The sequence below is a fragment of the Pseudomonas multiresinivorans genome (assembly GCF_012971725.1).
GTDB classification, from domain to species: domain Bacteria; phylum Pseudomonadota; class Gammaproteobacteria; order Pseudomonadales; family Pseudomonadaceae; genus Pseudomonas; species Pseudomonas multiresinivorans.
Window position 1 is genome coordinate 2,910,665 of sequence record NZ_CP048833.1, and the last position, 17,165, is coordinate 2,927,829.

At 67.5% G+C, this 17,165-nt stretch carries 17 protein-coding genes; 12 read left to right on the forward strand and 5 right to left on the reverse strand.

Going from position 1 to position 17,165, the window contains the following annotated elements; all coding sequences use genetic code 11:
- Positions 1-55: 55 nt before the first annotated feature.
- Positions 56-1,444: an aldehyde dehydrogenase family protein gene (locus G4G71_RS13355; protein ID WP_169938273.1), complete on the reverse strand. Its 1,389-nt coding sequence runs from the start codon at positions 1,442-1,444 to the stop codon at positions 56-58.
- A gap of 106 nt (positions 1,445-1,550) precedes the next feature.
- Here G4G71_RS13355 and ptrR point away from each other — a divergent pair, with 106 nt between their 5' ends.
- Both ptrR and fabF read left to right on the forward strand, forming a co-directional pair.
- Positions 1,551-2,435, forward strand: a complete 885-nt coding sequence (gene ptrR / locus G4G71_RS13360; protein WP_169938274.1) for a putrescine utilization regulator PtrR — start codon at positions 1,551-1,553, stop codon at positions 2,433-2,435.
- A 255-nt stretch (positions 2,436-2,690) separates the two neighbouring features.
- Positions 2,691-3,962: a beta-ketoacyl-ACP synthase II gene (fabF, locus tag G4G71_RS13365; protein ID WP_169938276.1), complete on the forward strand. Its 1,272-nt coding sequence runs from the start codon at positions 2,691-2,693 to the stop codon at positions 3,960-3,962.
- A gap of 138 nt (positions 3,963-4,100) precedes the next feature.
- On the opposite strand, the gene G4G71_RS13370 is transcribed toward fabF, so the two are convergent.
- Positions 4,101-4,889 (reverse strand): AraC family transcriptional regulator, encoded by a 789-nt coding sequence (locus G4G71_RS13370; RefSeq protein ID WP_169938279.1) that lies wholly within the window; start codon positions 4,887-4,889, stop codon positions 4,101-4,103.
- Between the two features lie 143 nt (positions 4,890-5,032).
- On the opposite strand from G4G71_RS13370, the gene G4G71_RS13375 reads away from it, so the two are divergent.
- Positions 5,033-5,386 carry a VOC family protein gene (locus G4G71_RS13375; RefSeq protein WP_169938282.1) on the forward strand — a complete coding sequence of 118 codons (354 nt, stop codon included), beginning with the start codon at positions 5,033-5,035 and terminating at the stop codon, positions 5,384-5,386.
- Here G4G71_RS13375 and G4G71_RS13380 read toward each other — a convergent pair.
- Positions 5,356-6,246: a LysR family transcriptional regulator gene (locus tag G4G71_RS13380; RefSeq protein ID WP_169938283.1), complete on the reverse strand. Its 891-nt coding sequence runs from the start codon at positions 6,244-6,246 to the stop codon at positions 5,356-5,358. The two genes, G4G71_RS13375 and G4G71_RS13380, sit on opposite strands and share 31 nt — an antisense overlap.
- Positions 6,247-6,387: 141 nt before the next feature.
- Here G4G71_RS13380 and G4G71_RS13385 point away from each other — a divergent pair, with 141 nt between their 5' ends.
- A complete protein-coding gene (locus tag G4G71_RS13385) occupies positions 6,388-7,920 on the forward strand; it encodes an MFS transporter (protein WP_169938285.1) in 1,533 nt (510 codons plus the stop codon).
- Positions 7,921-8,073: 153 nt separating this feature from the next.
- The gene (locus G4G71_RS13390) at positions 8,074-8,328 is read left to right on the forward strand and encodes a hypothetical protein (protein ID WP_024763757.1); all 255 of its coding nucleotides are present in this window, start codon (positions 8,074-8,076) and stop codon (positions 8,326-8,328) included.
- 29 nt (positions 8,329-8,357) lie between these two features.
- Here G4G71_RS13390 and G4G71_RS13395 read toward each other — a convergent pair whose 3' ends face one another.
- On the reverse strand, positions 8,358-8,939 hold the full coding sequence (locus G4G71_RS13395; protein WP_169938287.1) for a sugar O-acetyltransferase: 582 nt from the start codon (positions 8,937-8,939) through the stop codon (positions 8,358-8,360).
- A 199-nt stretch (positions 8,940-9,138) separates the two neighbouring features.
- Between G4G71_RS13395 and G4G71_RS13400 the strand changes: the two genes are divergently transcribed.
- From G4G71_RS13400 to G4G71_RS13430, 7 genes are all read left to right on the forward strand, one after another.
- Positions 9,139-9,996: a MurR/RpiR family transcriptional regulator gene (locus tag G4G71_RS13400; protein ID WP_169938289.1), complete on the forward strand. Its 858-nt coding sequence runs from the start codon at positions 9,139-9,141 to the stop codon at positions 9,994-9,996.
- Positions 9,997-9,998: 2 nt separating this feature from the next.
- Positions 9,999-10,640: a cysteine hydrolase family protein gene (locus G4G71_RS13405; protein ID WP_169938291.1), complete on the forward strand. Its 642-nt coding sequence runs from the start codon at positions 9,999-10,001 to the stop codon at positions 10,638-10,640.
- A gap of 15 nt (positions 10,641-10,655) precedes the next feature.
- Positions 10,656-11,996: a glutamine synthetase family protein gene (locus G4G71_RS13410; protein WP_169938293.1), complete on the forward strand. Its 1,341-nt coding sequence runs from the start codon at positions 10,656-10,658 to the stop codon at positions 11,994-11,996.
- Positions 11,980-12,723, forward strand: coding sequence for an N-formylglutamate amidohydrolase (locus G4G71_RS13415; RefSeq protein ID WP_169938295.1), 744 nt, complete (start codon positions 11,980-11,982; stop codon positions 12,721-12,723). Before G4G71_RS13410 ends, G4G71_RS13415 begins: the two co-directional genes overlap by 17 nt.
- A gap of 113 nt (positions 12,724-12,836) precedes the next feature.
- Positions 12,837-14,180: an APC family permease gene (locus tag G4G71_RS13420; RefSeq protein WP_037011583.1), complete on the forward strand. Its 1,344-nt coding sequence runs from the start codon at positions 12,837-12,839 to the stop codon at positions 14,178-14,180.
- 156 nt (positions 14,181-14,336) lie between these two features.
- On the forward strand, positions 14,337-14,819 hold the full coding sequence (locus G4G71_RS13425) for an Lrp/AsnC family transcriptional regulator (RefSeq protein ID WP_024763763.1): 483 nt from the start codon (positions 14,337-14,339) through the stop codon (positions 14,817-14,819).
- A gap of 310 nt (positions 14,820-15,129) precedes the next feature.
- Positions 15,130-16,191: an ornithine cyclodeaminase gene (locus G4G71_RS13430; RefSeq protein WP_169938297.1), complete on the forward strand. Its 1,062-nt coding sequence runs from the start codon at positions 15,130-15,132 to the stop codon at positions 16,189-16,191.
- Positions 16,192-16,194: 3 nt separating this feature from the next.
- Here G4G71_RS13430 and G4G71_RS13435 read toward each other — a convergent pair whose 3' ends face one another.
- Positions 16,195-17,133 carry a LysR substrate-binding domain-containing protein gene (locus tag G4G71_RS13435; RefSeq protein WP_169938299.1) on the reverse strand — a complete coding sequence of 313 codons (939 nt, stop codon included), beginning with the start codon at positions 17,131-17,133 and terminating at the stop codon, positions 16,195-16,197.
- Positions 17,134-17,165 lie beyond the last annotated feature (32 nt).

Consider the following 17,165-nt stretch of genomic DNA (forward strand, 5'->3'; position numbering starts at 1 on the left):
CACAACCGGATGCAGAACGGCCCGCCTTCGAGGCGGGCCGTTGCGTTTTCGGCGCTTAGCGGCGGTCGACCCACACGGTCTGCGCGTTGCAGAACTCGCGTACGCCGAAGTGCGACAGTTCGCGACCGAAGCCGCTCTTCTTCACGCCACCGAAGCCGACGCGGGGATCGCTGGCGCTGTAGCCATTGATGAACACGCCACCGACATCCAGCTCGGCGGTCATCTGCCGTGCACGGGCGAGGTCGGCGGTGAACACCGTGGCAGTCAGACCAAAATCGCTGTCGTTGGCCAGCTCCAGCGCATGACGGGCGTCCTTCGCGCGGATGATCGAGGCCACCGGGCCGAACAGCTCTTCGCGGAACGAGGTCATGTCCGGGGTGACGTCGGCCAGCACGGTGGGCTGGTAGAAGTTGCCTGCGCCGTCGACCTTGCCACCGCCCAGCAGCAGGGTGGCGCCTTCGGCCAGGGTGCGCTGCACCTGGTCGTCAAGCTCGTCGCGCAGGTCGAAGCGGGCCATCGGGCCGACGTAGGTCTGCGCCTGGGTCGGATCGCCCATCACCAGTTCGCGGGCGGCAGCGACGAAGCGCTCGGTGAAGACGTCGGCGATGCTGTCCTCGACGATGAAGCGCTTGGCCGCGGCGCAGACCTGCCCGGAGTTCTGGAAGCGCCCGGCGACGGCCGCCTTCACGGCGACATCGAGGTCGGCGTCGGCAAGCACGATAAAGGCGTCCGAGCCGCCCAGTTCCAACACGCACTTCTTCAGCGCAGCGCCCGCCTGGGAGCCGATGGCCGAACCGGCGCGCACGCTGCCGGTGACGGTCACGGCGGCGATGCGGTCGTCGCGGATGGCCTGGGAGACCAGGTCGTTACCGACGTTGATCACCTCGAACACGCCTGCCGGGAAGTCCGCCTGCTGGAACGCCTGCAGCATCAGGTAGGCGCTGCCCATGACGTTCGGCGCATGCTTGAGCACATAGGTGTTGCCCGCCAGCAGCGCCGGCACCGCGCCACGCAGCACCTGCCAGATCGGGAAGTTCCACGGCATCACCGCGAGGATCGGGCCCAGCGGGCGGTATTCGATCCAGGCGCGCTCGTGCTCCACGCTGGTCGGCTCGGCGGCGAGCATCTGCGGACCATTGGCGGCGTACCAGTCGCACAGGCCGGCGCACTTTTCCACTTCGCCACGGGCCTGGGTGATCGGCTTGCCCATCTCGGCGGTGATAGTGGCAGCGAAAGCGTTGGCATTGGCGCGCAGGGCCTGGCCGAGACGCACCAGGGCGGCGGCGCGCTGCTCGATGGGCGTGCGCTTCCAGCCGGCATAGCCTTGGGCTGCGCGGGCCAGGGCCTGCTCCAGGGCCTCGGCGGATTCGAAGGCGTAGCTGTCGATCACCTCGCCAGTGGCGGGGTTGCGGGAGATCGCGTGGGTCTGCGGGGTGACGTTCATGGCTCGCTCCTGAGGGTGAGTGGGCGGGATGGAGCCAGTGTCGCGTTGAATGATGCTTATGAAAACTGAATAATAATGACGATTACACTCTCGATTGGAGAATGAAATGGATCTGGTCCAGCTGGAAATCTTCTGTGCCGTGGCGACCCACAAAAGCATCGCTGCCGCCGCCCAGGCCATGCACCGGGTGCCGTCCAACCTCACCACGCGGATCAAGCAGCTGGAAGCAGACCTGGGTGCCGACCTGTTCATCCGCGAGAACAATCGCCTGCGGCTGTCCCTGGCCGGGCACGACTTCCTCGTCTACGCCACGCGCATCCTCGGCCTGGTGGAGGAGGCGAGGGTGGTGGTCTCCGGCAAGGAGCCCACCGGGCGCTTTCCCATCGGCTCGCTGGAGAGCACCGCGGCAGTTCGCATCCCGCGCCTGCTGGCGCGCTACCACCAGCAGTACCCGAAGGTAGAGCTGGACCTTTCCACCGGGCCTTCGGGCGAGATGATCGACGGAGTGATCGCCGGCGAACTGATCGCGGCCTTCGTCGATGGGCCGATCAGGCATCCGGCGCTCGAGGGCGTGCCGGTGTTCGACGAGGAGATGCTGGTCGTCGCGCCGTCTCACCATGCGCCGATCCGGCGCGGCCAGGACGCCGATGGCGAGATGATCTACGTATTCCGCGACAACTGCTCCTATCGCCATCACTTCGAGCGCTGGTTCGCCGCCGATGGTGCGGCGCCCGGCGCCATCCGCGAGCTGGAGTCCTACCACAGCATGCTCGCCTGCGTGAGCGCCGGCGGCGGCCTGGCGGTGATGCCGCGCAGCATGCTGAGCAACATGCCCGGCAGCGCCTCGGTCAGCGCCTGGCCCATGGCTGGCGACTTCGCCCGCCTGAACACCTGGCTGATCTGGCGCAGCGACTCGCGTTCGCGCTCGCTGGAGCTGTTCCGCCAGTTGGTCGACGAACAGGCGGCGGCGCTGGACATGGCCGGTGCGTGAGGCCTGACGCGCCGGTCGAGGCCGTTTCGCCGCCAGCATGCAACCGCCGGCAGCGCGGCTCGGCGGCGGGGGCCGGGGCGTCAGCGGCTGGATGCGCCCGGCATCAGCTCCCGGCAGGCAGGTCCTGGTTTTGCCAAGCCGATATCGGGATCTTCACCGCACGCTTCAGGAAGTTTCAGTCTGGCCGCGGCTGCCATGACGATCAAAGCTGCCCCGCATCGAATGGGAGCAGTCAGCGAGCGGAGCGGAATCGTCATGAACAAGCGCATCGTCGTCACGGGAATGGGCGCGGTCACCCCGCTGGGGTGCGGCGTGGAGCTGGTCTGGGATCGCCTGTTGTCAGGCAAATCTGGGATCAGGGAGCTGCCGGAATCATTGGTCGGCGATCTGCTGGTGCGTATCGGCGGCCAGGTACCCGGCCTGGAGGAAGATCCCCAGGGAGGATTCGACCCCGGCCGGGTGCTCACGCCCAAGGAGCAGCGCCAGGTGGACCGCTTCATTCTGCTCGCGCTGGCAGCCGCAGCCGAGGCACTGGCGCAGGCCGGATGGCAGCCCGACACGCGGGAGAAGCAGGAGCGCAGCGCTACCATCATCGGGACTGGCACCGGAGGGTTCACGGCCATCGCGGAAGGGGTCCGGCTGTCGGACTCCAAGGGGCCACGGCGGCTGTCGCCGTTCATCGTGCCTTCATTCCTGTGCAACCTGGCAGCCGGCCAGGTCTCCATTCGCCATCACCTGAAGGGCCCGCTGGGGGCGCCGGTCACCGCCTGCGCAGCAGGGGTACAGGCCATTGGTGACGCTGCCCGCATGATCCGCGCCGGTGAGGCCGACCTGGCCCTGTGCGGCGGAGCCGAGGCCGCCCTGCACCGCGTCAGCCTGGCCGGGTTCGTCGCTGCGCGGGCGCTGTCGAGCGGCTTCAATGCCAACCCGACCTGCGCCTCGCGGCCCTTCGACGGAGCGCGGGACGGCTTCGTCATGAGCGAGGGCGCCGGCCTGCTGGTCATCGAAGAACTCGAACACGCCCTGGCGCGGGGAGCGACGCCTTTGGCCGAGCTGGTGGGCTATGGCACCAGCGCGGATGCCCACCACATCACCTCGGGCCCGGAAGACGGCGATGGTGCGCAACGGGCCATGAGAAATGCCCTGCAGCAGGCGGGCATCACCCCGGAGCGGGTCGGGCACCTGAACGCCCATGCCACCTCGACGCCCATCGGCGACAAGGCCGAACTGGCCGCGATCAAGGCGGTTTTCCAGGGAGTGGCTTCGCCGATCATCAGTGCCACCAAGTCGTCCACCGGGCACCTGCTGGGCGCGGCGGGAGGCATCGAAGCGATCTTCAGCATCCTCGCCCTGCGCGATCAACTGGCGCCGGCGACGCTCAACCTGGACAACGTCGATCCCCTGGCCGATGGCTTGAACATCGCCACCCGCGCTCCTCGCGCGCTGGACACCGAGTACGCGCTATCCAACGGCTTCGGTTTTGGCGGTGTCAACGCCAGTGTGCTGTTCCGGCGCTGGCCGAACTAGCGATTGCCGGCCGGGCTATTGCGTCCCGGCTGGATACAGCCCCGTTTCAACAGGGGGCCTCCTTCGGGAACGCGCGCCTATGCCTATCGAAGGGCTCCAGCGGCGAGGGGCACTCGATCGGTGCGAGCGGAGGTTTGCTCAGGGAGCCCTGGCTGCTGGCTGCGCAGTCGTCTGGTAGCTGCTGGGTGCTACGCCCAGGCTGCGACGGAACATGCTGGAGAAGGCGCTCGGACTGTCGTAGCCCAGCTCCAGCGCCACGCGGGTGACGGGCGTGCCGGCGGAGAGGCGGGTGACGGCGGCCAGCAGGCAGGCCTGCTGACGCCAGGCGCCGAAGGAGAGGCCGGTCTGCTGGCGGAACAGGCGGCTGAAGGTGCGCGTGCTGCAGTGCAGCTCGGCGGCCCAGGCATCCGCCGTAACGCCGATGTCCGGCGCCCGCAGAAAGTCGCGGCACAGCTCTGCCAGACGCGGGTGTGCCGGCAGCGGGGCGAACAGCGGCAGGCTCGGGGCCTGGCGCAGCTCATGGAGCAGCAGGCGCAGAAGGTCGCCGTCGCGGCCGTCCTCGTCGTGCAGCGCCGGCACTTCGACACTGGCCAGCAGCAGCTCGTGCAGCAGCGGCGAAACGGTCAGCGCCTGGCACAGCAGCGTGTCGCGCACCGGCACCCGCGGGTCGATGTACAGGCTGCGGGTGCTGACGCCGCGCATCAGCACCCGGTGCCGCTTGCCGGCGGGAATCCACACGCCGCTGTAGGGCGGGATCACCCAGGCGCCGTCCTCGGTTTCCACCTCCATCAGGCCGCTCATGCCATAGAGGAACTGCGCGCGCCGATGGGAGTGCGGCTGGAGCAGGGTGCCGAGCGGGTAGTCGGTGCCGATGGCGAGTACGGCGCGGTCGACGTCGTCGACGCTGGCAAGGGGAATGTTGAGCATGGCGGCGGGCTTGGCTGGGTTGCGATGATTATTCGTCAATCCACGTAAAATGGCCAACGGCGCTGCGGCTGACTGGCGCGGCATGTTCTGCATGAAGGAATTTGCCGTAGGATCAGGCGCTCATGACTTGCCAGGAGGCGACTATGGGGTTCCGCGGAAACGACCGTCAGATCGACAACATCGAGTTCAACGTCAGCGATATCGCGCGCAGCAAGGCCTTCTACGGCAGCGCCTTCGGCTGGACCTTCACGGACTACGGCCCGACCTACAGCGAATTCAGCGACGGTCGCCTCACCGGCGGCTTCACCACCGGTGAGCCGGTGCGCCCCGGCGGCCCGCTGGTGATTCTCTACGCCGATGACCTTGCGCAGGCCCAGGCCCGCCTGGAGGCCGCCGGCGCCACCATCAGCCGCGCGACCTTCGCCTTCCCCGGCGGACGGCGCTTCCACTTCATCGACCCGGACGGCTACGAGCTGGCGGTGTGGTCGGCGGACTGAGCCCTGACCTGCTCGATGTAGCGCCGGGCGACCGGTGATTTCTCGAAACGCCGGTACAGCAGCGACAACCACGAACGCGGCCGGCAATCGGCGAGCGGGCGGTAGTTGACCCGCGGCAGTTGCACACGGCGCACCACCGACTCGGGGACGATGGCGATGCCGCGGCCGAGCGAGACCAGCGCAATCACCGCGACCAGACTGCCGGGCTGCTGGCCGAGGCGCGGAGAGAAACCGCCGGCGCTGGCGACCTCCAGGGTGCCGGAGATCTGTTCGGGCAGGATGAAGGTTTCGTCGCTCAGCCGGGCGGCGCGAATCTCCGGCAGTTCGTTGAGGCGCGAGGCGGCGGGCAGGGCGAGGATGAAGCCTTCTTCCTGCAACGAGATGGCTTCCAGCTCTTCCGGCAGGTTCATCGGCGAGCGTACGTAGGCGAGGTCGAGGGCACCGTCGCGTACCTGCGCCGGCAAATGCGCCATGGGCCCTTCGCTGATGTCGAGGTCAACGCCCGGCGAGGTACGGGTGAACTGCTCGACATGCTGTTGCAGCACACCGGAATAGGCCGCCGAAGCCACGTAACCCACGCGCAGATGCCCGGTTTCACCCCGGCCGGCGCGCTGCGCGCCGAGTTGCGCCGCATCGAACTGGAGCACCGCAAGTTCGGCTTCACCCAGCAGCGCCTCACCCGCAGCAGTCAGGCGCACCTCGCGTTGGCTGCGCTGGAACAGCAGCACGCCCAGTTCCTTCTCCATGTCCTGGATCTGCCGGCTGAGGGTTGGCGGGGCGATGCCCAGCTGTTCGGCCGCACGGGTGAAGTGGCCGTGGCGGGCGACACTGAGGAAGTAGCGGAAATGGCGGATTTCCATGTTCGTTAGTCGCAGGCTAATGACGAAGGCCGCCATGGCTAACAAGCCCGGCGCGCGTGGGCGTTACCGTGGGGGCAACACTACAAGGCCGCAAGCGTCAGAGCAAAGATCGGCTGCGCGGCCGCCGCCGGAAGCCTTGCCATGTCTGAACGTCCCTCCGCCCGCTTCACCCTGCTGACCGCTTCGGCGGTGTGCTCGCTGATCATCCTCGACACCAACATCGTCGCCGTCTCGCTGCCGAGCATCGCCCGCGACCTGTCCGGCTCCTTCGCCGATATCGAATGGGTGGTCAGCGCCTACCTGCTGGCCTTCGCTGCCTGCCTGCTGCCGGCCGGCAGCCTGGCCGACCGCTTCGGCCGGCGGCGCATGCTGCTGCTCGGGCTGGTGCTGTTCGGCGCGGCTTCGCTGGCCTGTGGGGCCGCGCCGAGTCTGCTGTTCCTGGATATCTCCCGCGCCGCCAAGGGCGTCGGTGCGGCCTTGCTGCTGACGTCGGCGTTGGCCGCGATCGGCCACCGTTTCCACGAGCCGGAAGAGCGCCTGCGGGCCTGGGCCTTCTGGGGTGCGTGCATGGGCGCCACCATTACCTTCGCGCCGCTGCTGGGCGGGGTGATCTCCGCCACCCTGGGCTGGCGCTGGATCTTCTACCTGAACCTGCCGCTGGTGGTGCTGCTGGGAGGGATGGCGCTGCGCAGCATCGAGGAATCCCGCGACAGTGCCGCCGCGCGCCTCGACCCGCTGGGTAGCCTGACCTTCGCCGGTGGCCTGGGTTACCTGATCTGGGCGTTGATCGACGCCAACCGCGTCGGTTGGGACAGCCCGCCGACGCTGGCGCGCCTACTGCTCAGCGCCGGCCTGCTGGGCCTGTTCGTGATGGTGGAACGCAGCCAGGCGCGGCCGATGATCGACCTGCGGCTGATGCGCAGCGGGCGCTTCATCGGCGCGTTGCTCGGTATGTTCGCCTACGCCGCCTGCGCCCAGGTGATGATGACGCTGCTGCCGCTGTACCTGCAGAACGGCCTGCAGCTCTCCGCTGTCGCGGCCGGTGCCGGGATGCTGCCCTTCGCCGTGGCTATGCTTCTGACCCCGCGCCTGGGCATGCGCCTGAACAGCCGCTTCAGTCCGGCGCAGGTCTTCGCCCTGGGCCTGGTGCTGGTCGGCGCGGGCAACCTGCTTTGCGCACTGGCGGCCGGGCAGGGGGAGTACTTGCCGTTCGCCCTGGCCAGCCTGGTGCTGGGAGCCGGCGCCGGGCTGCTCAATGGCGATACACAGAAGAACATCATGGCCTGCGTGCCCCGTGAACGCACCGGCATGGCCTCGGGCCTGAGCACCACGACGCGCTTCGCCGCCATCGTGCTGGCCATCGGCATTCTCGGTGGCGTGCTGTCCGCACGCAGCGCCCAGTTGCTGCGAGATGTGCTGGCAACGGCGGCGCCTACGCAGTTGGACAAAGCCGCCGAGATGGCGACCCGTGCAGCGGCTGGCGACTTCAGTGCCGCGCTTTCGGTGGTGGACCCGGCACTGCGCGACGTGCTGGCACCCGCTGTGCGCCAGGCCTTCATCGGCGGGTTCGAGAGTGTGCTGCTGGTGACAGGTATAGCGGCGCTGGTGTTTGCCGTGATGGTTGGCACGCTGCTAGGTCGGCCGATGCCGGTCCACGAGTCGGTGCCCGCTTGAAACGGCCGTTTGTCCGCTAGCGGGCGGGAGGGCGGTGGTTGCCGGAACTGTCGTTCGCCCGGCCGGGTCAGGAATCAGGGAGAGTGCGCGTTGTGCGCCTCGTCTCCGCCACTCAGCGCAGAACGGGCCATCCGCGGCCAAGGGGAGAACCGCATGCAGCAGTCAGTCGAGCCGGAATTCATGGCGCCCAGTGAATACCTGACTTCCACGGGCGTTGCCGTGTTGATGTCGCCGCGCTACATCGCCCCCGGCAAGGTGGGCGAAGTGCTGCTGTCGCTGGCGAAGGTTCCGGCTGGCGTCTCGCCGCTGGATGTGGTGGTCGGCCCGTGGGAGTCCCACGAAGAGGCGTTCCAGGCGTCCCACGACGCGGCGGAGCGCTGGGTCGAGCGCCTCGACCACGACGCCTGAGGGAGCGCCGCGCACTCCGGCTGTACCCGTCAGCGGTAGCGCTGGCGGTCGGCCTCGGTGATCGGGCGAATCACGCGCGCCGGATTGCCGGCCGCCAGCACCCCTTCGGGGATATCGCGCACCACCACAGCGCCTGCGCCGATCACGCTGTTCGCGCCGATGCTCACGCCGGGCAGGATGTTCACCCCTGCGCCGATCCACACGTTGTCGCCAATGCTCACCGGGTGCGCGTACTCCAGGCCCTGGTTGCGCCGCTCGGCGTCCAGTGGGTGGCCGGCGGTGTAGATGCCGACGTTGGGCGCAATGAACACGTCATTGCCGATGCTGACCTTCGCGCCATCGAGGATCACCAGGTTGACGTTGGCGTAGAAGCGCGCGCCGATCTCGATGTTGAAGCCGTAGTCGCAGTGCAGCGGGCCTTCGATGACGAAGCCCTCGCCAATGCTGCCAAACAGCCCTTTGAGAATCGCCTCGCGGCGCGCCCGGTCGTCCGGGTGGCTGTGGTTGAAGTCGAAGAGTTTCGCCTTGGCCTCGGCGCGCTGGCGCAGCACCTGCGGGTCGTGATTGGCGTTGTAGAGCAGCCCGGCGGCAGCTTTTTCCAGCTCGTTCATCAAGGTTGATTCCTGGCGGCTTTGAAGGCGTTCGACGTCCTGGCGAACGCGCCGGTTCCCTTTGCGGAAAATGGCATGCGCGGCTCTGCGTCGAGCTGTCGATGGGCGTGCCCAGGTTTGGTAGTGAATACTACAGAAAATAGATATTGAAAGTTTCTGGAGCGCATTATACAAATTGGCCACAACAAGAGGCGCACCCATGCTCACACTCAAAGACCGCCTGAACACCCCGGAAGTCGAACTCACCAAGGCCGAGCGCAAAGTCCTCCGCGCCTTGCTCGACGACTACCCGCGCAGCGGCCTCGGGCCGATGTCGCGCCTCGCGCGCCAGGCCGGCGTCAGTGATCCGAGCATCCTGCGGCTGGTGAAGAAGCTCGGCTTCAGCGGCTACAGCGACTTCCAGAACGCGCTGATGGCCGAGGTGGATGACCGCCTGCGTTCGCCACGCACCCTGCTCGCCGGGCGCCGCGAAGGCATGAGCCGCGACGACGTCTGGTCCAATTATCTCAGCGACGCCAGCGAAGGCATCCAGCGCACCCTGGCCCTCACCCAGGCCGACGACGTCCGCCTGCTCGCTGACTGGCTGCTCGATCCCAAGCTGCGCATCCTCTGCCACGGCGGCCGCTTCAGTCGCTTCGTCGCCGGCTACCTGGTGGCGCACCTGCGCATGCTGCGCAGCGGCTGCCTGCTGCTGGACGACGGCGCCGCGCTGCCCGACCAGTTGGGCGACATCGACCGCCAGACGCTGGTGGTGGTGTTCGACTACCGCCGCTACCAGGCCCAGGCGCTGGGCGTGACCCGTGCGGCCAAGGCCCGTGGCGCACGCGTGGTGCTGTTCACCGACATCTACGACTCGCCGCTGCGCGAGTTCGCCGACCTGATCATCAGCGCCCCGGTGGAGTCCCCGTCGCCCTTCGACACCCTGGTGCCAACCATGGCCCAGGTCGAAGCGCTGATCGCCAGCCTGGTAGCGCGCATGGACGGCCAGCTCGACGAACGCCTGGAAGGCATCGACCACCTGAGAGCTGCCTTCGGCAGCCACATCCTTGAGGAATGACCGTGTTCAGCTTGCCCCACCAATCGCCCCGTGACCTGCCGTTCACCCCCGGCCAGACCGCCATCCTGTTCGTCGACATGCAGAACGCCTGGGTCATTCCCGGCCGCGATGCCCATGTCGATCCGCAGACGCACCGCTACTTCTACGACCGCGTCGAGGCGAGCGTGATACCCAACCAGCAGCGCCTGCTGGCGGCCATGCGCGAGGTTGGCGGGGAAGTGCTGCACACCATCATCGAGAGCCTCACCGCCGATGGCCGCGACCGTTCGCTGGACCACAAGCTCTCCGACATGCACCTGCCCAAGGGCAGCCCGGACGCCCAGGTGATCGATGCCCTGGCGCCGCGGGAAAACGAGATCGTCCTGCCGAAGACATCCTCGGGCGTCTTCAACTCCACCGCCATCGACTACGTGCTGCGCAACCTCAACACCCGCCACCTGATCATCTGCGGTGTGGTCACCGACCAGTGCGTGGACATGGCCGTGCGCGACGCCGCCGACCGTGGCTACCTCGTCACCCTGGTGGAAGACGCCTGCGCCACCCACACCGCCGAACGCCACCAGGCCTGCCTGGAAGCGATCAAGGGCTACTGCTGGATCGCCGACACCGACAGCGTGCTGGCCCGCATCGCCGCGCTGGCCTGAGGCCGGGAGAACGCCATGAGTCAGAACAATAACAATCCCGCTCCGATGCGCCTGACCAGCTTCGTCACCACCGACCTCTGCGGCATCACCCGCGGCCGCTCGCTTCCCGAATCGGAAGTCGCCGATCAACTGGCCACCGGCTGTGGCTGGGTGCCCGCCAACAGCGCGCTGACGCCCCAGGACATCATCGCCGACGACAACCCCTGGGGCAGCCATGGCGACCTGCGCCTGCTGCCCGACCCGAGCAGCCGGGTGCGCCTGGAAAACGGCCCCGATTCCCAGGCCGCGCCGCTGGATTACCTGCACGGCGACCTGGTGACGACTACCGGCGCGCCGTGGCCAGTTTGCCCGCGTACGCTGCTACGCGAAGAGATCGCCCGCTACCGCGAACTGGGCCTGCAAGTCACCGCCGCCTTCGAACACGAATTCAACCTGCTCGGCCTGCCGGACGAGCATGCCGCCGCCTTCTCCCTGCAGGCGCAGCGGCAGACCGGCAACTTCGGCGGTTGGCTGATGAGCGCGCTGGAGCAGATCGGCGCCGAGCCGGAAATGTTCCTGCCCGAGTACGGCCGCAACCAGTACGAGGTCACCTGCCGGCCGACCCAGGGCGTTGCTGCTGCGGACCGCGCGGTGAACGTCCGCGAAGTCACCCGCGAGATCGCCCGCCAGTTCGGCTGGCGCAGCAGCTTCACGCCGCTGCTGGCGCCCGGCGCCGTGACCAACGGCGTGCACCTGCACCTGAGCCTGCAACGCCTGGATGGCACTCCGGTGTTCTACGACGAGGCCGCGCCGACCAACCTGTCCAAGCTTGCCGAACACTGGGCCGCCGGCGTGCTGCGCCACTTGCCGGCGCTGTGCGCGTTGACCGCACCGACGACGGTGTCCTACCTGCGGCTGAAGCCGCACCACTGGAGCGCCGCCTACGCCTGCCTGGGCCTGCGCAACCGCGAAGCTGCGCTGCGCATCTGTCCGGTGGTGGATATTGGCGGCAAGCCCAAGGCGCGCCAGTTCAACCTGGAATTCCGCCCCATGGACGCCACCGCCAGCCCGCATCTGGCCATGGCCGCGGTGCTGATCGCCGGGCGCCTGGGCATGCAGCAGGAGCTGCCGCTGTCGGCGGTCACCGATGTCGACCCGCACAGCCTCAGCGATGCGCAGCGCGAGGAGCTGGGCATCAAGTCCCTGCCTGGTTCGCTGGAGGAGGCCCAGCGCCTGCTGCTGGCCGATACCGAACTATGCGCCCAGTTGCCGCCGGCCCTGCTGCAGACCTACGTCGCCATGAAGCGCCAGGAACTGGCCCTGACCCGCGAACTCAGCGAAGAACAACTCTGTGAATCCTATGCAAAGTTCTACTGAATCCGGCCTCTACCGGCGCCCGCCGTTCGAGATCGTCAACCCGCAGGGCAAGAGCCCGGTGCTGCTGGTCTGCGAACACGCCAGCCGCTACATCCCCGAGGAGCTGGCGCAACTGGGCCTGGATGACGCGGCGGCCGCCGAGCACATCGCCTGGGACATCGGCGCGCTGGACCTGGCCCGCGAGCTGTCGGCGCGCCTGGACGCCACGCTGCTGGTGGCCAACTACTCGCGCCTGCTGATCGATCTCAACCGGCCGCTGTCCGCTCCGGATGCGATTCCCGAGCACAGCGAGATCTACCCGATTCCCGGCAACCGCAACCTGACCGCGGCGGCCCGGCAGGAGAGGGTGGCGCGCCTGTTCGAACCGTTCCACCAGCAACTGACCGCGCTGCTCGACGAGCGCCTGGCCGCTGGCCGGCCGACTCGTCTGGTGGGCGTGCACAGCTACACCCCGAGCTATCGCGGCGAGCCTCGCCCGTGGGTCGCCGGGGTGCTCTACGCCAAGGCCGAAGCCTATGCCCAGCGCATGGTGGCGGGGCTGCGGGAGAGCGGCGAAGAGATCGGCGCCAATCAGCCCTATGTGATCGACCCGCTGGAGGACATGACCGTCCCGGTGCATGGCGACGAACGCGGCGTGGACGCCGTGCTGATCGAAATCCGCAATGACGGACTGCGGACCCCGCAAGGGGTGGAAGCCTGGGCGACACTCCTGGCTCCCTGGCTCTGAGGACCCCAACCCGGCTGGCTCCGTTCGACTGGCCGGGCAGGTTCTGAAAACAACAACAATTCAGCGCATGAGCGCCGAACCCTTACAGCTGCCGTTCCCAGAGGAAGTGCCCCGTGGCTATCGAACAGTTCGGATACAAGCAACAACTCCGCCGCAGCCTGACGCTCGGCGACCTGGTGATCTACGGGATGATCTTCATGATCCCGATCGCGCCCTTCGGCGTGTACGGCTGGGTCCACGCGGACGCCCACGGCATGGTGCCGATGGCGTATCTGGTGGGCATGGTGGCGATGCTCTTCACCGCGCTGAGCTATGGCGCGATGTCCCGCGCGTTTCCCATCGCCGGCTCCGTGTACTCCTACGCCCAGCGCGGCATCCACCCCAACGTCGGCTTCATCGCCGGCTGGGTCCTGCTGCTGGACTACCTGCTGATCCCGCCGCTGCTCTACGTGTTCAGCGCGCTGGCGCTGAACCACCTGTTCCCGGCGATTCCCAAGCTTGCGTTCATGCTGATCTTCCTGGTGTCCGCCACGCTCATCAACCTGCGCGGCATCACCCTGGCGGCCCGCTTCAACCTGCTGTTCCTGATCGCCGAACTGGTGGTCCTGGCGATCTTCCTGGTCGTTGGCTACCAGGCGCTGCAGGGTGGCATGGGCAATGGCCGGCTGACCCTGGAACCGCTGCTGCAACCGGAGCATTTCAACCTCGGCCTGGTGATGAAGGCGGTGTCCATTGCGGTGCTGTCGTTCCTCGGTTTCGACGCGATCTCCACCCTCGCCGAAGAGGTCAAGGGCGACCCGGCCAAGCAGATCGGCCGCGCCTCGTTGATCGCGCTGTTCGTCATGGGCGCCATCTTCATTGTGCAGACCTGGCTGGCCACTGACCTCGCCGCCGGTATGACCTTCAAGTCGGCGGACACCGCCTTCTACGAGATCGCCGAAGCGGCCGGCGGCAGCTGGCTGTCCACGCTGACCGCAGTGGCCACTGCGCTGGCCTGGGGCGTGACCGTTTCCATCACTTCGCAGGCTGCGGTTTCCCGTCTGCTGTACTCCATGGCTCGCGACGGCAAGCTGCCGCGCGTGCTGGCCAAGGTGCATCCGAAGTACCAGACCCCGCACATCAGCCTGTACCTGGTGGGCGTGCTGTCGCTGGGCATCGGCATCTACTTCCTCGACTCGCCGGACGTGCTCACCTCGCTGGTCAACTTCGGTGCGCTGACCGGTTTCTGCCTGCTGCACATCGCGGTGATCAACCACTACTTCATCCGCCAGAAGAGCGGCCGGGTGCTGCGCCACCTGGTGTTCCCGCTGGTGGGGCTGGTGATCATCGCCTACGTGCTGTTCAGCATGAGCCGCGAAGCGCAGGAGCTGGGGGTGGGCTGGATCGCCATCGGCCTGGTGTACCTCGCGGTACTCAGCCGACGTGGCAACGGCAGCGAGCTGGCGCGGGAAATCTGACCGGGTGCGCCGTGCTGTCGCAGACGGCACGGCGCACTTTGACAGACGGCGGGGCGTGCCCCATAAAGATCCGGGTCGGTGGCGGGCAGTGCCTGCCCCGACTGCTTTCGCCGGGGCAGGGAAGCCGGCATGACTGACCAATCATCGCGAAGCATCATGAGCAGGAAAGATCAGGACAGCCCCTTCACCCTGGACCGCATCGACGAGGAGATCATCCGCATCCTCCGTCACCAGGGCCGCATCACCTACGGCAAGCTGTCCGCCCTCGTGCACCTCACCCCGCGCCCCTGCCAGGAGCGCGTCCGCAAGCTGGAGCGACACGGCATCATCCGTGGCTACGGCGCCGTCATCGACGAGCAGAAGATTTCCGCCGGGCTCTCGCTGCTGGTACTGGTCGCACTGTCGAACCAGAGCGGCCGCAGCGCGCAGAAGGCCTTCGAGGCCCGCGTCATCGCCTGCCCGGAAGTGCTGCATTGCCAGCTGATCAGCGGCACCTTCGACTACAGCGTGCGCATGCGCTGCCGCGACATGGAGCACTACCGCGCGCTGACCGAAACCTGGCTGAACGACGAGAGCCTGCACATCGACAAGCTCGTCGCCCATCCCGAGCTGACGACCATCAAGGAATCCGCTAGCTAGCACTTCGGTGCCCCCTCCGGCGGCGCCAGTTCCTTGGGTTTCCCGCCTGCAATATCGGCCTGTCGAAGGCTGCTAAACGCACAGCCGAATCGGCTGTCGCCGCTCGCCAATACAGCCGGATCGGCCGGCGCGGGCCCGTATTACAGCCGGGATTTCACCCCGGCGAGTGGGAAAATCGTCTTGCCCCTCTCTGACGTGCAGACCTGTTCCAGGGCCTCTGCAACCTTGTTGTGCCCGCTGTTCGAGATACGGCGGAGGTGGGCTGCAGTCCAATCAGAAGACGCCAATCACAACAATCGGAGGTCCCACCATGACCCGCTTCGTCGACGTCCCCACGATGTCCCAACTGGTCCAGCAGATCGGTGTCGCCCGCTTCATCGGCGAACTCGCCGACACCATCGCTCAGGATTTCGTGCGTTGGGAGTCCTTCGACAAATCCGCCCGCGTCGCCAACCACTCCGAGATCGGTGTCATCGAACTGATGCCGGTGTCCGACACCGCCCGCTATGCCTTCAAGTACGTCAACGGCCACCCGCAGAACACCCAGCGCGGGCTGTTCACCGTCATGGCCTTCGGCGTGCTGGCCGATGTCGAGACGGGTTATCCGGTGCTGCTCTCCGAGCTGACCGTGGCCACCGCGCTGCGCACCTGCGCTACTTCGCTGATGGCTGCCCGTGCCTTGGCGCGTCCGAACTCGCGACGCATGGCGCTGATCGGCAACGGCGCGCAGAGCGAATTCCAGGCGCTGGCCTTCCACCACCACCTGGGCATCGAGGAAATCGCCGTCTACGACATCGATCCGCAGGCCACTGAAAAGCTGATCCGCAACCTGTCGGATTTCCCCAACCTGAAGATCATCCGCGCCGGCTCCACCGCCGAAGCGGTGCGCGGTGCCGACATCGTCACCACGGTGACCGCCGACAAGGCCTACGCGACCATCCTTACCCCGGAGATGATCGAACCGGGCATGCACATCAACGGCGTGGGCGGCGACTGCCCCGGCAAGACCGAACTGCACGCCGATGTGCTGCGCGCCGGCAAGGTGTTCGTCGAGTACGAGCCGCAATCGCGCGTCGAGGGCGAAATCCAGCAGATGCCGGCGGACTTCCCGGTAACCGATCTCTGGCGCGTGCTGGCCGGCCAGGTCGCCGGGCGCGACAGCGCCGAGCAGGTGACCATCTTCGACTCGGTCGGCTTCGCCCTCGAGGACTATTCCGCGCTGCGCTACGTGAACGAACAGGCCAGCCGCCTGGACCTCGGCGAGCGCATCGACCTGGTGCCGTGGAGCGAGGACGAGGACAACGATCCCAAGGACCTGTTCCGCTACACCCGCTCCGGCAAGGCGCGCAAAGGGCTGCGCCGCATCGCCTGACGCTCAGCGCGCCTCTTCGGGAATCGCCAGCGGCGGCCGGCTGAGGTCGCTGGCGCTCTGCGTGGTGGCGGCGACACGGGCCTTGAGCCATTGGCTGAAGGCCTTCACCACCGGGCGCTCGGCCTTCACCGGGTCGGTCACCAGGAAATAGCCCCGGCTGGACTGGATGGTGATGTCGAACGGGCGCACCAGCAGGCCACGCGCCAGTGCATCGCCACTGAGCAGGTTGTCGCCGATGGCCACGCCCTGGGCGGCAATGCAGGCGGCGATGGTGCAGGGCGCGTCGGCGAACAGCACGCCGGAGCGGTGGTCGATGGCACTCGCGCCCACGGCGCCCAGCCACAGGCGCCAATCGGCGAAATCGTTCATGTGCAGCAGCGTGTAGTGGGCCAGGTCCGCCGGCTGCGTGAGGCCGCCGCGCGAGTGGATCAGGCGCGGGCTGCACACCGGGAAGAAGTGCAGGGCGACCAGTTGCTCCACGGTCTGGTTCGGCCAGTCGCCGCTGCCGTAGGCGATGAACAGGTCGGCATCGCTGGCGCTGGTGTCCTGCGGCACGCGCGGCGTCACCACGTGCAACTGCACCTGCGGGTACTGCGCGAGGAAATCCCCCAGGTGCTGGCATAGCCAGTAGGTGGCGAAGCCGGGGTTGCAACTCACGCACAGCGGCCCGCTGACCTGCTGCTCGTCGAAGCTGCTGCCGGCCAGCTGCACCTCCGCGAGGATGCGCTGCACGTCGCGCGCATACCTCTCGCCCCGATAGGTCAGGCGGATGCCGCGCCCGGTGCGCTCGGTCAGGGAGAAGCCCAGGCGTTCCTCCAGCGTGGCGATGCGGTGGCTGACCGCGCTGCGGGTGAGGTTCAGCTCCGTGGCGGCGGCGGACACGCTGCCCAGCCGGGCCACGGCATCCAGCGCGCGCAGGGCGGTCATCGAAGGAAAGTGCATGGGCGATCCAATTCTCGATTGGTGAAACTATC

Coding starts and splice junctions, on each gene's coding strand:
- G4G71_RS13355 (WP_169938273.1), bottom strand. CDS start 1,444: ATGAACGTCACCCCGCAGACCCACGCGATCTCCCGCAACCCCGCCACT.
- ptrR (WP_169938274.1), top strand. CDS start 1,551: ATGGATCTGGTCCAGCTGGAAATCTTCTGTGCCGTGGCGACCCACAAA.
- fabF (WP_169938276.1), top strand. CDS start 2,691: ATGAACAAGCGCATCGTCGTCACGGGAATGGGCGCGGTCACCCCGCTG.
- G4G71_RS13370 (WP_169938279.1), bottom strand. CDS start 4,889: ATGCTCAACATTCCCCTTGCCAGCGTCGACGACGTCGACCGCGCCGTA.
- G4G71_RS13375 (WP_169938282.1), top strand. CDS start 5,033: ATGGGGTTCCGCGGAAACGACCGTCAGATCGACAACATCGAGTTCAAC.
- G4G71_RS13380 (WP_169938283.1), bottom strand. CDS start 6,246: ATGGAAATCCGCCATTTCCGCTACTTCCTCAGTGTCGCCCGCCACGGC.
- G4G71_RS13385 (WP_169938285.1), top strand. CDS start 6,388: ATGTCTGAACGTCCCTCCGCCCGCTTCACCCTGCTGACCGCTTCGGCG.
- G4G71_RS13390 (WP_024763757.1), top strand. CDS start 8,074: ATGCAGCAGTCAGTCGAGCCGGAATTCATGGCGCCCAGTGAATACCTG.
- G4G71_RS13395 (WP_169938287.1), bottom strand. CDS start 8,939: ATGAACGAGCTGGAAAAAGCTGCCGCCGGGCTGCTCTACAACGCCAAT.
- G4G71_RS13400 (WP_169938289.1), top strand. CDS start 9,139: ATGCTCACACTCAAAGACCGCCTGAACACCCCGGAAGTCGAACTCACC.
- G4G71_RS13410 (WP_169938293.1), top strand. CDS start 10,656: ATGAGTCAGAACAATAACAATCCCGCTCCGATGCGCCTGACCAGCTTC.
- G4G71_RS13415 (WP_169938295.1), top strand. CDS start 11,980: ATGCAAAGTTCTACTGAATCCGGCCTCTACCGGCGCCCGCCGTTCGAG.
- G4G71_RS13425 (WP_024763763.1), top strand. CDS start 14,337: ATGAGCAGGAAAGATCAGGACAGCCCCTTCACCCTGGACCGCATCGAC.
- G4G71_RS13430 (WP_169938297.1), top strand. CDS start 15,130: ATGACCCGCTTCGTCGACGTCCCCACGATGTCCCAACTGGTCCAGCAG.
- G4G71_RS13435 (WP_169938299.1), bottom strand. CDS start 17,133: ATGCACTTTCCTTCGATGACCGCCCTGCGCGCGCTGGATGCCGTGGCC.